Annotated in this window: 14 protein-coding genes; 7 read left to right on the top strand and 7 right to left on the bottom strand. The window is 46.1% G+C overall.

The features are described from left to right. Window positions 1-27: 27 nt before the first annotated feature. Genes addB through LC065_RS19145 form a run of 3 tightly spaced genes read left to right on the top strand, consistent with a single transcriptional unit; the run spans window position 28 to window position 7,518 of the window. Window positions 28-3,528, top strand: a complete 3,501-nt coding sequence (gene addB, locus LC065_RS19155; protein ID WP_306163636.1) for a helicase-exonuclease AddAB subunit AddB — start codon at window positions 28-30, stop codon at window positions 3,526-3,528. Next, window positions 3,528-7,247, top strand: a complete 3,720-nt coding sequence (addA, locus tag LC065_RS19150; RefSeq protein ID WP_306163635.1) for a helicase-exonuclease AddAB subunit AddA — start codon at window positions 3,528-3,530, stop codon at window positions 7,245-7,247. The genes addB and addA overlap by 1 nt, the downstream gene beginning before the upstream one ends. Further along, window positions 7,231-7,518 (top strand): HNH endonuclease, encoded by a 288-nt coding sequence (locus LC065_RS19145; RefSeq protein ID WP_226588023.1) that lies wholly within the window; start codon window positions 7,231-7,233, stop codon window positions 7,516-7,518. The genes addA and LC065_RS19145 overlap by 17 nt, the downstream gene beginning before the upstream one ends. A 224-nt stretch (window positions 7,519-7,742) precedes the next feature. On the opposite strand, the gene LC065_RS19140 is transcribed toward LC065_RS19145, so the two are convergent. The 6 genes from LC065_RS19140 to LC065_RS19115 form a co-directional block, all read right to left on the bottom strand. Further along, window positions 7,743-7,961: a spore germination protein gene (locus tag LC065_RS19140; RefSeq protein ID WP_160911930.1), complete on the bottom strand. Its 219-nt coding sequence runs from the start codon at window positions 7,959-7,961 to the stop codon at window positions 7,743-7,745. 63 nt (window positions 7,962-8,024) lie between these two features. Continuing rightward, the gene (locus tag LC065_RS19135; RefSeq protein WP_226588025.1) at window positions 8,025-8,396 is read right to left on the bottom strand and encodes a spore germination protein GerPE; all 372 of its coding nucleotides are present in this window, start codon (window positions 8,394-8,396) and stop codon (window positions 8,025-8,027) included. Then, window positions 8,389-8,592, bottom strand: coding sequence for a spore gernimation protein GerPD (locus LC065_RS19130; RefSeq protein WP_226588027.1), 204 nt, complete (start codon window positions 8,590-8,592; stop codon window positions 8,389-8,391). The genes LC065_RS19135 and LC065_RS19130 overlap by 8 nt, the downstream gene beginning before the upstream one ends. Further along, window positions 8,589-9,143 (bottom strand): spore germination protein GerPC, encoded by a 555-nt coding sequence (gene gerPC / locus LC065_RS19125; RefSeq protein WP_226588029.1) that lies wholly within the window; start codon window positions 9,141-9,143, stop codon window positions 8,589-8,591. Before gerPC ends, LC065_RS19130 begins: the two co-directional genes overlap by 4 nt. 44 nt (window positions 9,144-9,187) lie before the next feature. Further along, window positions 9,188-9,415 (bottom strand): spore germination protein GerPB, encoded by a 228-nt coding sequence (locus LC065_RS19120; protein WP_226588032.1) that lies wholly within the window; start codon window positions 9,413-9,415, stop codon window positions 9,188-9,190. Window positions 9,416-9,426: 11 nt separating this feature from the next. Then, window positions 9,427-9,648: a spore germination protein gene (locus LC065_RS19115; RefSeq protein WP_160911940.1), complete on the bottom strand. Its 222-nt coding sequence runs from the start codon at window positions 9,646-9,648 to the stop codon at window positions 9,427-9,429. An 86-nt stretch (window positions 9,649-9,734) separates the two neighbouring features. Between LC065_RS19115 and LC065_RS19110 the strand changes: the two genes are divergently transcribed. Genes LC065_RS19110 through LC065_RS19100 form a run of 3 tightly spaced genes read left to right on the top strand, consistent with a single transcriptional unit; the run spans window position 9,735 to window position 12,643 of the window. Then, complete coding sequence (locus tag LC065_RS19110; RefSeq protein ID WP_226588034.1) at window positions 9,735-10,925, top strand: DUF418 domain-containing protein; 1,191 nt, start codon at window positions 9,735-9,737, stop codon at window positions 10,923-10,925. Between the two features lie 18 nt (window positions 10,926-10,943). Continuing rightward, window positions 10,944-12,143, top strand: coding sequence for a DUF2157 domain-containing protein (locus LC065_RS19105; protein WP_226588036.1), 1,200 nt, complete (start codon window positions 10,944-10,946; stop codon window positions 12,141-12,143). Beyond that, a complete protein-coding gene (locus LC065_RS19100; RefSeq protein ID WP_306163634.1) occupies window positions 12,140-12,643 on the top strand; it encodes a GDYXXLXY domain-containing protein in 504 nt (167 codons plus the stop codon). Before LC065_RS19105 ends, LC065_RS19100 begins: the two co-directional genes overlap by 4 nt. Window positions 12,644-12,682: 39 nt before the next feature. On the opposite strand, the gene LC065_RS19095 is transcribed toward LC065_RS19100, so the two are convergent. After that, window positions 12,683-13,879: an ornithine--oxo-acid transaminase gene (locus tag LC065_RS19095; RefSeq protein ID WP_226588040.1), complete on the bottom strand. Its 1,197-nt coding sequence runs from the start codon at window positions 13,877-13,879 to the stop codon at window positions 12,683-12,685. A 161-nt stretch (window positions 13,880-14,040) separates the two neighbouring features. Here LC065_RS19095 and LC065_RS19090 point away from each other — a divergent pair, with 161 nt between their 5' ends. Next, entirely contained in the window at window positions 14,041-14,400 is a 360-nt protein-coding gene (locus tag LC065_RS19090; RefSeq protein WP_226588042.1) for a YisL family protein, read from the top strand. Window positions 14,401-15,185 lie beyond the last annotated feature (785 nt).

Genomic DNA, 15,185 nt, shown 5'->3' with positions numbered 1-15,185 from the left:
AGAATGAGAAAGAAAGGAGCGGTCGGTATGGGGCTGCGTTTTTTGCTCGGTCGTTCAGGAGCAGGAAAAAGTACGCGTTGCTTAAATGAAATAGAAGCTAAACTGAAAGATGACCCAAGAGGACCGGCGATCATCTACATCGTTCCGGATCAGATGACCTTCCAACAGGAATACGGCCTTCTCAAAAGACAAGGAGTGGAGGGGTCCATTCGTGCCCAAGTCTTCAGTTTTTCACGGCTTGCATGGAGAGTGCTCCATGAAACCGGAGGGGGGACGAAAAAATTCATTACCTCTACAGGGGTTCAGATGATGCTGCGCAAAATTGTTGAGGAACGGACGTCTGATTGGCGTGTTTTTCAAAAAGCGGTGGAGAAGCAGGGATTCATTGAACAATTGGAGGGGATGATCACAGAATTCAAGCGTTACCGTATTACACCGGAGGATCTTCAAGCACAAATGGACGCGCTTGATCAGTTCGTTCACACCACGAGTCAGGAGCAGGGGTTGAAGGACAAGCTGGATGATATGACGTATATTTATGACCGTCTTGTTGATGCGCTGAAAGATCAATACATAGATAGTGAAGATCAGCTAAAGCTTCTGGCCAGTAAAATTCCTGAGGCTTCTTTTTTAGAAGGCGCAGAAGTGTACATCGACGGGTTCCACAGCTTTACGCCTCAGGAGTATCAAGTCATTGAAACTCTTCTGAGAAAGGTGAAGACGGTTCATGTTACCTTGACGACAGAAGAACCGGCAGGAGAAGAAAATCCTGAGCTTGACCTTTTTCATGAAACGAAACAAACGTACCTTGACCTGAAAAAGGTGGCTGAGGAAGCGGGGGTCCGGCTGGAAGATACGGAGGTGCTTGACCATACCTCAGGTCGTATGAAAGACCAGCCCGCCTTTCTACATTTGGAAAAGTATTATGATGTAAGGCCGGCAGATCCGTTTGAAGGAAAAGTACCGATTCAGATTGCAGAAGCGGTTCATCCTCGTGCAGAAGTCGAAGGGGTGGCACAGGAGATTCTTCATCTCGTTCGTGATCACGGCTATCGTTATAAGGATATAGCCATTTTGATGCGTGAGCCGGACGTTTACCATAGTCTGATTGAAACACTCTTTGATGATTATGATATCCCGGTGTTCATCGATGAAAAAAGGACGATGCTCAACCATCCCATGATTGAACTCGTCCGTTCTGGTCTTGATGTTGTGGAAGGGAATTTCCGTTATGATGCTGTTTTTCGACTATTAAAAACCGGCTTTATTCCAGCGACAGACCGCAGGCATCCATTGAATGAAGATGCGATTGACGAACTGGAGAATTACGTACTGGAGTACGGCATACGGGCGCGCAGTCAATGGTTTTCAGATGAGCCCTGGATTTACCAGCGCTTTCGTGGATTTGAACAGTCTGCACAAACGGATGAAGAAAAAGCGAAACAAACCCGGATCAATGCGTACCGTGACCAAGTGAGCCAAGCGCTGCAGCCGTTTGATGAAGAGCTTAGGACAGCCAAAACGATTGAAGAACGGGCACGGGTCATTTATTTATGGCTGGAAGGTCTGCGTGTTCCGGATCAACTCGAGTCCTGGCGTACGTTTTATGATGAAAAAGGGGAAATTGAGCGGGGGCGTGAACAGGCGCAAGTATGGGATGATTTCCTGCAATTGCTCGATGAAATGGTGGAAATGGCTGGTGATGAAAAAATGTCGCTCCAAGTCTTCCGTAGTACCATCGATAGTGGTTTGGAATCTCTGACATTCGCCCACGTTCCGCCAAGTATGGACCATGTGATCGTTGGAAGTGTCGACCGTTCAAGGATGACAGGGATTAAAGCGGCGTTCCTTCTCGGCGTCACCGATGGAATGTGGCCGATGAAGCCGCCAAGTGATGGCATGATTTCCGAACAGGAGCGTTCCTTGCTTGCGGAGCACGGCATTCAGCTTGCCGATGGAAGTAATCGCCAGCTGCTGGATGATCGTTTTTATGTTTACTTGGCTCTGACGATGCCCGCAGATCAATTGTGGATCAGCTATCCGCTCAGTAACGAAGAAGGGAAGTCTAAGGTTCCGGCAACCCTCATCCAACGGATCGAAGAGTTGTTCCCCAATACGCAGGAGCATGTGCTTTTACAGGATCCTGATGATTTGTACGAAGCGGAACGGTTCATTACGAATCCGCAAAAGACGAGGTCGGCACTCACCTCGCAGTTTGCCCGCTATTTGAAAGGATATAAGATGCAGCCGGTCTGGTGGGAATTGTTGAACTGGTATATTGTGCACGAATCTTCCCATGGATTGACGAATCGTGTATTGCAGAGCCTTTTTTACAAAAATAAACCGGTGCCTCTTTCAAAAGAGACGACAGGGAAGCTGTTTGATAAACAAGTGAAAACGAGTGTCTCGCGACTCGAGACGTATCATCGTTGTTCGTATCAGTATTTCGCTCAGCACAGTCTCGGGCTTGAAGAACGAAGAACTTATAAGTTGGATGCCCCTGACATCGGTCAGCTCTTCCACGAAGCGCTCAAGCAAATCACGGAGTGGGTTCAGGCTGAAGGACGTGACTTTTCTCAATTAAATCGTCAGGAGACGAACCTCTATGCAGAAAAAGCGACCCATACACTGGCACCAATCTTACAAAATCAAATCTTAAAGAGTTCGAACCGCTATCAATATATTCAGAAGAAGCTGCAGCAAGTCATTGCACGAGCGACGTTCGTTCTCAGTGAGCAGGCTAGGAGTAGTCAATTTTCCCCTGTTGGTCTGGAGCTTGGCTTCGGGACCGGTGGTGATGCGAAACTGCCTCCATTGTCTTTCAACTTGCCGAATGGATATGAACTTATGCTCCGTGGACGTATTGACCGTGTCGATAAAGCTCTTTCAGAAGAAGATTTATTTTTGAGGATCATTGATTACAAATCAAGCAGCAAAGGCTTGAGTCTCGTTGACGTTTTTTATGGTTTGTCGCTGCAGATGCTCGCTTATTTAGACGTTGTACTGACCAACGCTGAACATTGGCTCGGAAAAAATGCAACCCCTGGAGGCGTGCTTTATTTCCATGTGCACAACCCGATGATTACAGGGAAACAGCTACTTAAAGATGAGCAGATTGAAGAAGAGATTTTCAAGAAGTTCAAAATGCAAGGGCTGCTTCTAGAAAATGAACGTGTCGTTCAAATGATGGATACAGGTCTTGAAAAGGGATACAGCCAAATCGTGCCTGCCGCTTTGAAAGCAAAGGGTGGATTTTATAAGAGTTCAAAAACAGCGGATGAGGAGCGTTTCGAACAACTGAAACAGTACATCCGCGGGTTGATGACAGAAGCGGGCACGAGAATAACGGACGGAGCTGTCGATCTTGATCCGTTTCAGAAAAACCAGCAGGTCGCCTGTGAATTTTGTTCGTACCGATCTGTCTGTCAGTTCGACCCGACATTAGAAGAACACAACTACCGGAAACTGCAGGACATGAAAGATGAAGATGTTCTGGAGAGACTGACGAAAGGGAAGGAGGATGCATAATGGTCAGTTGGACAAAAGAACAGGAGCGGGCGATCTATTCGCATGGATCGAACATCCTCGTGGCTGCGGCGGCTGGCTCGGGGAAGACAGCGGTTCTCGTCGAGCGGATTATTCAAAAGCTCCTTCATAAAGATGACCCTGTCGATATCGACTCCTTGCTTGTGGTGACGTTTACGAATGCCGCGGCACAGGAGATGAGGAATCGTGTGGGCCAGGCATTGGCGAAGGCTTTAGAAGAAAATCCAGGCTCCCACCATTTGAAAAAGCAGCTGTCCTTGCTGCAAAACGCTTCCATCTCCACGCTCCATTCGTTCTGTATGGAAGTGGTGCGTCGCTATGCCTACTTGCTTGATCTTGACCCTGGATTTAGAATTGCCGATACGGTCGAATCGGACTTGATTCAGCAGGAGGTTCTTGAGGAGCTGTTTGAGGACTGGTACGGGAAAGAAGGCGAAGAGCAGCAGCGCTTCTTCGATGTGGTTGAAAGGTTTTCAAGCGACCGGAGTGACTTGGATGTAGAAAAATTAGTGCTTGATTTGTATACGTTCGCGACGCAAAACCCGTGGCCGGATGCCTGGATCGATCAAATGGTAGACATGTACAACGTGGCCGATGTTGAGAGTGAGGTGGACCTGCCATGGCTCAACCTGTTGAAACAGGAAGTGATCAGTCAGCTGAAAGCGATGGAAACAGAAGCCCGGCAAGTCTTGGAACTCACACGAGAACCGGATGGCCCCTATGCTTATGCGGAAACGGCAGAGTCGGACCTTGAGCTGATCCAGCAGGCAAAAGGAGCACTTGCTCATTCCTGGTCAGAGATGCAAAGTTTTATGGCTGGACAGAAATTCGCCACGCTATCTCGAAAGAAAATGGACTGTAATGCAGATAAGAAAGAAAAGGCGAAAAAGATTCGGGACCGTTATAAGAAACGGTGGAATGAGGTTCGTGATGAATGGTTCTCACGTTCGCTGGAAAGTTATTTGAAGGATATGCAGGACCTGCATCCCGTCATGGAACAGCTTGCCGTCATCGTGAAAGATTTTAAAGAGCGATACGAACAGTTGAAAAAAGAAAAAGCGATCGTCGATTTTTCAGACTTGGAGCACTATTGCCTGCATATATTGCTTGATGATACAGCGACTCCTGTGGACCTTGTGCCTTCTCAGGTTGCGGAAAGTTTCCAAAAGCAGTTTTCAGAAGTGTTAATTGATGAATATCAAGATACGAACCTTGTCCATGAAACCTTACTTCGACTTTTGACGGAAGGAAAAGGTGCCGGCCACTTATTTATGGTGGGAGATGTGAAACAGAGTATCTACCGGTTCAGGCATGCAGAACCCTCCTTATTTTTAAACAAGTACAAGCTTTACGGAAATGATGAAAATGAGGGGGAGCGTATTGATCTGGCTCGTAACTTCCGAAGCCGTAAACAAGTACTGGATGCAACGAACTATATTTTCCGTCAGGTGCTTGATGAAGAAGTCGGAGAGATGGAGTATGAAAAGGAAGCGGAGCTCATTTACAGCAACAAAATCTATGATGAATTAACAGCTGATGATGCTGATGCGGAGCTTTTCCTTATTGACAGGGAATCACAGGAAAGCGACAGTGAAGAGGATGAGGCTTATAAGGATTTAGAAAAAGCCCAGCTCGAAGCTCGCGCCTATGGGAAGATGATTCGCAAATGGCTGGGGTATGAAGACGCGGAACCTCTTCAAGTCGTGGATAAAGAAACCGGGACGAAGCGTCCATTACAATACCGGGACATCGTGATCCTGATGCGTTCGATGACGTGGGCTTCGACCATTCTGGACGAACTGAAGCAGCAAGGCATCCCGATTTATGCAGAGCTCTCTACCGGATATTTCGAAGCGATTGAGATCAAAGTAATGCTCAGCCTCCTCAAAGTAATCGATAACCCGATGCAGGATATCCCGCTTGCCTCTGTGCTCAAATCGCCGATTGTAGGTCTAAATGAAGATGAGCTTGCACAAATTCGTCTTGCAAAGAAGCGCGCGACCTATTACGAAGCGATGCAGGCTTATACAGCCAAGGATGAACTAGGGCGGAAAGTGGACGAATTCCTGGGACTGTTGAAAAGCTTTCGGGAACGGGCGCGTCAAGGAGCTTTATCTGAACTCATTTGGGACATTTTCCGTGAAACGGGCTACTACGACTTTGTCGGTGGAATGCCGGGAGGGCGTCAGCGTCAGGCGAATTTAAGGGCTTTGTACGATCGTGCCCGCTCCTATGAAGCCACCTCTTTCCGCGGGCTGTTCCGCTTTCTTCGGTTTATTGAGCGGATGGAAGAAAGAGGGGATGATCTCGGAGCGGCCCGTGCCCTTGGTGAGCAGGAAGATGTGGTCCGGATCATGACCATTCACAAAAGTAAGGGACTTGAGTTCCCTGTCGTCATTCTTGGATCCATGGACAAGCAGTTCAATATGATGGACTTGAAGAACCGATACTTACTGCATAAAGATTACGGGTTCGGCTCACGCTATATCAACCCAGAAAAAAGGCTCATGTACCCGACGCTTGCTTATCACGCGTTGAAAGAAGCCAAACGGCGCGAACTTTTAGCGGAGGAAATGAGAGTCTTATACGTAGCATTGACAAGAGCGAAGGAGAAGCTTGTCATGGTCGGCAATGTCGCTTCTTTTGAAAAGAAACAGGAGAAATGGCAGAACTTTGTGGATGCCCGTGACTGGGTGCTCCCACCACACGATCGTTTGGAGGCAAAATCTTACCTTGATTGGGTCGGTCCCTCGTTAATTCGTCATCAGCACACAATGGACCTTCGGGGAGATGTGGAAGTGATGACGGCTGAAGAAATTCACTATGACGAATCTCAATGGCGGGTGCACATTGCTCATGGAAGTGAATTTAGTGTCCTTGACGAAGTGAAAGAAAAACGGGATGAACAGCTGCAGCACGCGGTTGAGGAATGGAAACCGGTTGCGGTTTCTGATGAGGTGGATGAATCCTATGTGAAACGCCTCGACTTTGTGTACCCTCATGTCAAAGCAGCTCACACCAGAGCCAAGCAGACCGTGACTGAAATCAAACGTCAGCGTGAGACGAAGGACGAATACTCAAGCGACCAGCTGCTCGTCCCTTACCGTGCACCAATCGTTAAACGCCCTCGTTTCATGCAGGAGGAAAAACAGATGAGTGCAGCGGAACGCGGAACAGCGATGCACACCGTCATGCAACATCTGCCTTTTACAAAACCCTGGACGAGCGAGGAAGTGGAGGAGTACGTGGAGCACTTGGTTCTCAAGGAAGTACTCCGGCGCGAAGAAGCTGATGTGATTGACTGTCATGCCGTGGCGGACTTTTTCCAAACCGATATAGGGCAATATGTATTACAAACGGATCAGATTGAACGTGAAGTTCCATTCAGTTTGACTTTGCCTGCCGATGAGGTTTACGCAGACTGGGAAGAAACAACGGAGGAGCAGGTTTTCATTCAAGGTGTCATTGACGCTATGATTCCATATGAAGATGGCTGGATGATTCTCGATTATAAATCGGATGCGATTCCTGAAGGTGCAGACGATGCAGCAGCGAAATTGGCGGACAGGTACCGAACACAATTAAGCTTGTACCAAACGGCTCTCGAAAAGATTTGGAAGCAGCCTGTCCGCAAGAGTTGTTTGTATTTCTTTGAAGGATCCTTCATGGTGGAGGTCGATACTCATGGGAGAGACCTGTGATTTATGTTCGCGCTCACCGGTCAAGACGACAGAACATCACTTAATACCGAAACAATACGGTGGCGTGGAAGGACCGACGGCGATGCTGTGCAGTGCTTGTCATCGTCAGATTCATGCATTATTTACAAATGAAGAACTGGCTGCTTTTTATCATAGTGTCGAACGTTTGAAAGACCACCCGGATATGATGAAGTATTTACGATGGGTGAAAAAGCAGGACCCGGAGAAGAAAATAACGACAAGAAAATCGAATCGAAGAAAAAGGAAGTGAAGAAACCGGACATGCGTCCGGTTTCTTTTTTCGGGAGGCAGTGCAGCATACCTTCATAAACACATGAACAGGAATAACAGATTGCAAGAAAGTGCCCAAACGCCGAAGGAAAGTGACTTAACGCGAGTGGAAAGCGCCCTAACGCTGAGGAAAAGTGACTTAACTCAAAACGGCAAACGAAAGAACAAAAAAGCGCCCTTACGAACAAGGACGCTTCACTACCTCTAAGCATTTGCTGTGATATTTTGATCGGCAACGTCTGGGTCAAATGGGTTCGTAGAGCTCAGACCGTTATTCGTAATGATCCAGTTTCCAGTGTTCAAAGCTCCCGATCCGGCATTCGTTTTGCCTGTAGATTTCGGGGACAGATAGAAAGAATCTCCAAAGTTAACTACACCACCACCGACGCTGTTAATACTGATGGGTCCGACAATAGCCGGCATCGCAATCGCCTCCTTTTTGGTGCGATTCAAGCATTATAGTCTTAAGGTATGCATGATGGGCAGCTATTGTTCATCCTCTTGCAGAATGCGGAAGTGTTTTGTGTAATTGAGTGCGTCGATATGGTCGATGCCCCCAATTTGGAAGATCCCAGCCGTTGAGACCCCGAGGATACGCACATGATCCACTTCAATGGGACGGTTTTGATAATGGAAAGAGTTAATTTGAACAGGAGGTAACGGGGGGGAGCTCTCTTGTGAAAAGATAGGGAAATCCTCGAAATCATAAATGTCAGCTTTGAATTCTAATTCTTCTTTTTGTACAGCCAAAACTTTTGAAGATGGAGCGGCACGGTAAACATCGCCGATATCAACGATGGAGCCAATAAGCACAGACGTAATGTCAACGCTCTGCGTGTAAACCATCCTCTTAATCATTTGGTTCCATCTCCACATTAGAATCTTCTTCAACATTTTCAAAAGGACCTATAATCAGAGATTCAGGAGGGGTGTCAAAGAAAGATTGAAGACGGATGGTTTTATTATCTCCAATCAAAAAGACGGATGAACCAGAAACGCCTGTCACGCGGATGTTCCCTACGTGCAGGCCATAGTTGTGTACAATATGATTCAACGATCATCATCTCCTTGAAGAGTCTCGAAGTATTGCGCTATGGAATGTTGGATTTCTGTTTGAATTTGATGGAAGAGCGTTTCGGGTGGAGCTTCTGGCTCTTGATTACGGTAATATTCCATGCGCTGAGGCAGCTGTTTACGAACATCTGCAATCATACGTTCTTTATGCTCCTCACTGACTTGTATATCATGATCACGGCAATACTGATTCATCCAGACTGGAATGTCGGCCACCATATATTCCTGTAAAAAATGGAGGGCCTGATCATCTGTTTGTGGTAACTGTTTCCCTTGGTTGCTATATAAGTCACCGATTTCAGAGAGATCGGATCCATTTGGAGTCAGTCCGATTTGCAGGGTTCCTTCGAGCGTCTCGATTTTCAGCTGATCAAATTTATATTCAATTTTTTCAATAACCGTCTTTGGTGGGTGTTCAATGGACTGGATCTGCTCGATTTGTTTTTGTAATTGTTCAATCATTTTCTGCTGTTGTTCCATCTGGTTCATCATTTGCTGAATCCACGATTGCCATGAATTGTATTGGTTCAAGTGCGCTCACCCCCTAACCTATCTTTATGAAGAGAGGGGGACATCTATGTTATGGAAAGTGGAACAAGCGTGCCGCCTTCTGCTTCTGGGATGGTGACCTCTCCGTCTTTCGGCTGGGCTTTGGGTCCAGGTCCTGTATAGCCACCTGTGTTGTACAGATCAGCTTTTGATTGGATGACCCCGGAGCTTCCGATTTGAAGAACAGATGAATTCGTTACCGAGCCGATTCTTAGGATGTGGATGTAGATGGACTGATGAACAGTAAGATTCATAGACACACCTCCTATGCATTATTTACAATAGGTTGATCAATAAACTCGGAATCATTAATGAACGTATCCGATCGGTTGATGTTGATTCGGATGCCATCACCGGTATTGAAGGAACCTCCACCGGCAAAAGTCTTTGCTGTCGCTTCCGGGGCCATATTGTAGACGTCACCGATGTTAAAAATACTTGAAGACGAAAGAGAAATGACTTTAACGGCTCCGACTTTTGCTGGCATAACGAAAACTCCTTTCTACAGTTTATGAAACTTCATTGTCTAAATGACGTAAGAAAAGTAAAATAACTATCATAGGGGGAATACATATGAAAAGGAAAGGTTCGCCTCTCCGGGAATCGGAAAGGCTCGACTGGGTCGATGCGGCCAGAGGGCTCGCCATTCTCGGAATCTTTATGGTCAATGTACCTGCGTTTAACGCACCATATTTTTTATATGGTGGCGCAGCGGAATTTTGGCCATCGCCTCTCAGTCATACCGTGCAGAACTTTATTGATATTTTCTTTCAAGCCAGTTTTTATACGCTGTTTTCCTTCATGTTCGGCTTTGGCATACAAATGATGAAGGATCGTCTCGTAGAAAAACAAATTTCATACCAGCGTGTTATTTTCAGGCGTCTCCTTGTACTTACAGGATTCGGTCTCATTCATGCTTTCCTTATCTGGCATGGGGATATTCTGCTTTCTTATGGAGTCCTGGGACTTGTTTTGTTGGCCTTTTTCAATGTGAATGAAAAAGCGTTGCTGTACTGGGCGTTCGGCATGCTGGCCTTCCTTGTTTTGCCACTGACTTTTTCGCTATACATGGTCAGGGATCAGGTGCAGGGCATCGTCCACCGGCCGGCCATTCAGGAAGCCTTGGTGAACTATGGAAGCGGATCGCTTGTTGATATCTGGCGTCAAAACTTAGCGGATTGGGTATATGCCAATCAATGGGGGAATCTCCCATTTCTCGCTTTAAGTTTAATTCCGATGTTTTTATTCGGGATGTATTTTTGCCGAAAGCGATGGCTTCATAAACCGATCGACCATTTGCGATCCATTAAAAATGTATGGGTGCTGACGGGTATATTGTTCCTCATTTTCAAAGCAGGGCCGCATTTATTCGGAAGTCCGGAATGGTTTCAGCTGGCTCAGGATAGTATCGGCGGTTCAGCTTCAGCTATATTTTATGTCTCATCTATTACTCTATTGTTTCAGACATCAATTGGTGCCCGTATCGTTCATCCTTTAACATGGGTAGGCCGGATGTCTCTATCGAATTACATCTTGCAGTCGCTGATCAGTTTTATCCTTTTTTATTCCGTCGGTTTTGGATGGTATGGTGATGTCCCACCGATCGGTAGCTTAATGATCGTTTTGGTTATATTTACGGGTCAAATCTTTGTAAGCAAGGCTTGGTTGAAAAAGTTCCGTTATGGTCCGCTTGAATGGTTATGGCGGACGTTGACGTACGGGAAGAAGCAGCCACTGAAACGAAAGAGTGAGGCGGCTTCATAAGATAAGGGGGCAGATGTCTTGAATCGTGATCACCTCGTGAAAGAAAGCAAGAAATGGGTAGACGATGCGATTATCAGTGAAGTCCAACGTGAGCAATTGCTGGAACGTTACCCTAAAAAACAAAACAGACCCGTTCTGCTCACTTTTGCAGCTCTTTTCATAGGTCTTGCTTTTTTGACTTTCGTCGCATCAAACTGGTCGTATTTGACGGATATTGGGAGAATGGTGATCCTTCTTACTTCACTCACGGTCTTTTATTTGTGTGGAGACTGGGTGTACAGGAAAAAATCCAATCGTGTCGGTATCAGCCTCATTTTGATTGCTCTTCTGATCTTTGGTTCCAGTATTTTTCTAGTCGGTCAAATGTATCACTACACGTCCTATAGTGCTTTTCCATTTTTCTTATGGTCGATCGTGGCCTTTGGTTTGTTTATTATTTTTAAAGACGATTCATTTTTTTACGCGACACTTGTAATTATGACGGTGGGACAGCTGTACAGCGGAATTGTTTTTCAGCACTTTCACATATGGCTTGGCCTTTTATTCATTCTTGGGTTGGGATGGTTCGTGTTGAGCTCAAGGAAAGTGACTCAATTAGCAGCATTTGGAGCGAGTTACATGCTTCACGCTGTCATTCTCGTATTTAGTGAAGGAATGCCCTACTATTGGTTGATTGCGTTTTTCTTACTGCTGTATGTGGTTGAGGATTTCTTACTTGAAAAAGGAAATGTGCGAGTATTTAAGACGCTGAGCATTCTATCCGTTTTCACCATGCTGACTTTACAGGTTTTTTTCCTTGGAAACGAATATGTCGGGGAACTGACGGAGTCATCGCTTTACTTCTTCCTTGCCTGGGCCATTTTGTTTTTCTTCTCTGTGGTAAGGTCTGCTATGAGTTCGACCAACTACTACTGGATTGACTTGCTTTTGTTTGTCCCTGTCTTTCGTTTTGAATCAGGAGATATGCTGTCGCTCCTCATCTTGTTTCTTTATTCCCTGCTATGGCTGGTCTCAGGTTATCAGCAGGAAGTGTCAAGGTGGGTCAATAAAGGGACGATCGCTTTTCTTCTGACTACATTTATTGCTTACTTTCAACTCGCCTGGGATTTCATGGATCGCTCGTTGTTCTTCTTGATCGGCGGCGTTTTATTGTTTGTGCTCAGTTACTTCCTCGAGAAAAAACGGCGCACGATCCATAAAGGAGGGGATGAGAAATGAAGCAGCGCTGGTGGTTTTATGGGCTTGTCACTCTACAACTCTTGTTTCTCCTTCTCATGTCCGCCTCTTATTATGTGATGGATTTCTGGGGTCAGACGATTACACTCAAGACAGCCCCTGTGGACCCGCGGGATCCTTTTTACGGGGATTATGTAACACTGGACTATGCTATTGAACAAATTCCTGAAGAGAAATGGTTGGTCGAAGAACCATTGAATCGAGGAGAAAAAGTGTTTTTACTACTCGAGGAAAATGAAGGTGAAATCTACGAGCTTGTAGAAGCCTCCACTCTGTGGCCTGAAACAGAAAGCAACCAAGTGGTGCTTTCTTCTAAGTATCAATGGTCTGATCCTTCACTCGAACAATATCAAGTGGATATTGGACTTGGAAGATATTACATTGAAGAAAATACCGGGACTTTTTGGGAGCAGAGAGAAGAGCGGGAGGTGGAGGTCGTTCTGGCCCCCAGGAAACAAAAGAAGATTGCTTCTCTTAAATAAAGAAAACGGCAGCCTTTGAGGCTGCCGTTTTTTTCATACTTAGCTTAAAACTGCTTTGATTTGGCTGATGGCCCAGTCCAGGTCATCCTGCTTAATCACGAGAGGGGGAGCAAAGCGGATGACGTTTTCATGTGTTTCTTTACAGAGCAGACCTTTCTCTTTTAATTCTTCACAGTACTTGCGGGCAGGTTCTGTCATTTCGACACCGATAAACAGACCCTTTCCACGTACCTCTTTAATTTTCGGGTTGTTGATCGATTTAAGCTCCTGCATCATATAGTTTCCAAGTTCAAGAGAACGTTCCGCCAGTTTTTCTTCTTCAATGACTTCCAGGGAAGCAACTGAAACGGCGCAGCCAAGCGGGTTACCACCGAATGTGGAACCGTGAGACCCTGGATTGAAGACGCCAAGGACTTCCCTGTTTGCAACCACACAGGAAATCGGGAAGACGCCGCCGCCAAGAGCTTTACCGAGAATGAGCATGTCAGGGCTGACATTTTCCCAATCGCAAGCGAACATCTTACCACTTCGACCGAGACCTGCCTGAATTTCATCAGCAATGAACAAGACATTGTTCTCTTTACAAACGTCATAGGCTTCTTTAAGAAAGCCTTCCGGTGGCATGACGATGCCTGCTTCCCCTTGTATCGGCTCAAGCATGAAGCCGGCTGTATTTTCTGTAATCGCCTCTTTGAGAGCATCGATATCTCCGTAAGGAACGAGTTTAATGCCCGGAAGCATTGGTCCAAAACCGCGTTTGTATTCTTTCTCAGAAGAAAGGGAAACCGCTGTCATCGTCCGGCCGTGGAAGTTTCCTGTACAGGCGATGATTTCCGCTTTGTCCTCTTCCACATTTTTAACATCATAAGCCCAACGTCGCGCCGCTTTGATAGCTGTTTCAACAGCCTCAGCTCCTGTGTTCATCGGAAGAGCCATCTCTTTATTCGTCAGCTTACAAATCTTCTCATACCAAGGACCGAGCTGGTCGTTGTGAAAGGCACGTGAAGTCAAGGTTACACGATTCGCCTGATCGGTCAACGCCTGAATGATTTTCGGGTGTCGGTGCCCCTGATTGACAGCAGAGTAAGCGCTTAACATATCCATATAACGATTTCCCTCAGGATCCTCCACCCATACACCTTCCGCTTTAGCAATGACGATCGGAAGTGGATGGTAGTTCTTCGCACCATATTCCTGGGTTTGATCAATAATGTTCTGACTACTAATTACAGACATGCAATCCCTCCATTTTCATTTCAGTCTTTCATAATTATAACAGGTTTGCTCTTTATTTTCTTATAATTTCGAAAATGAAGTCTGCATCAAAATAATAGGAATATGCGGAACAGTCATGGTATCATAACCGTAGATTCAAATGAAAAGGAGGATAACAAAATATGGCGCACTTACATATTACTTCATGGGTCATCGCATTCGTACTTGTTGGTCTTGTAACCATGTTCAGCCGTAAAGGCAGTGAAAAAGCGGCAAAGATCTCTCACATGATTCTTCGTCTTTTTTATTTGCTCATTCTTTATTCCGGTGGTTCACTGTTTGCGAGTTACGCCGAATACGGCCCGCTTGTGATTATTAAATTGCTTGTCGGTCTTTGGACTATTGCTTCCATGGAAATGGTAGCTGTCAAATACAAGAAGAAGAAACCAACAGGCATTTGGTGGGCACAGCTTGCCATCGCTGGAATCATCGCGATCATTCTCGGGTTTGGTTTCTTACCAGCTGGAATTCTGCCAGCATAAAAATAAAGCTGCATGCGACCGTCGCATGCAGCTTTTTAATATCGAAAAAAGGGGGCTTTGTATCTGTGTCTGATGTTTGTCCGTTATTTTGGGGGGGATAACGGTGATAACTATTATCAATTACAATGATAATCATTCTCACTGTATATGTCAACACATTTATGTAACTTTTTTCTCTCTTCCTTAAAAGCTCCCTATACTTGAAGAATCAATTTCGAGACTTTTGTTGAGTGGATGGGGCTACGGGGAATAGCTCGCTTTCCGCGGGAGCGCGGTGAGCCTCCTCGGACTTCGTCCTGTGGGGTCCCACCCTGCACTTTTTTCCCGCAGGAGTCTCGCCATTCCCCTCCGCCCCTTGCCATATAAGTATCTCGAAACCCTCCGCATAATAATTGGAGGGAAATCAACTCCCCAGAAAGCTATTCTGCATGCGTAAAGCTTGTTATTTAGCGCTTTATGCTAATAACATCATGTTAGTGGAGACCCCCCACAGTGAAGAGATTCGTTTCTCTCCTACACCGAATGGGGTGGTTGGGAAGCTGCGAGACTCTCGCGGGAATGGATTGGCTGGCGAGACCCCGCAGTGCGTAGCACGAGGAGGCTTGCCGTCATCCCCGCAGGAAAGCGAGTAGCTTCCCGACCACCCCTAACACCCAACAAGGCAACGAACCACGGACATATCTCGAAACTGAGTCTTACACAATCCTGCCATTTCCTTTAATAGTGCAGGAGGGTTTCATAAGAAAAACACTGCCATCATATAGTGAGTCATGATGGTTTTTTTA

This window comes from Halobacillus litoralis (assembly GCF_020524085.2).
Taxonomy (GTDB): Bacteria; Bacillota; Bacilli; order Bacillales; family Halobacillaceae; genus Halobacillus; species Halobacillus litoralis_E.
The sequence above is the reverse complement of the archived record's forward strand: the minus strand, read 5'-3'. Positions and strand labels throughout refer to the sequence as shown.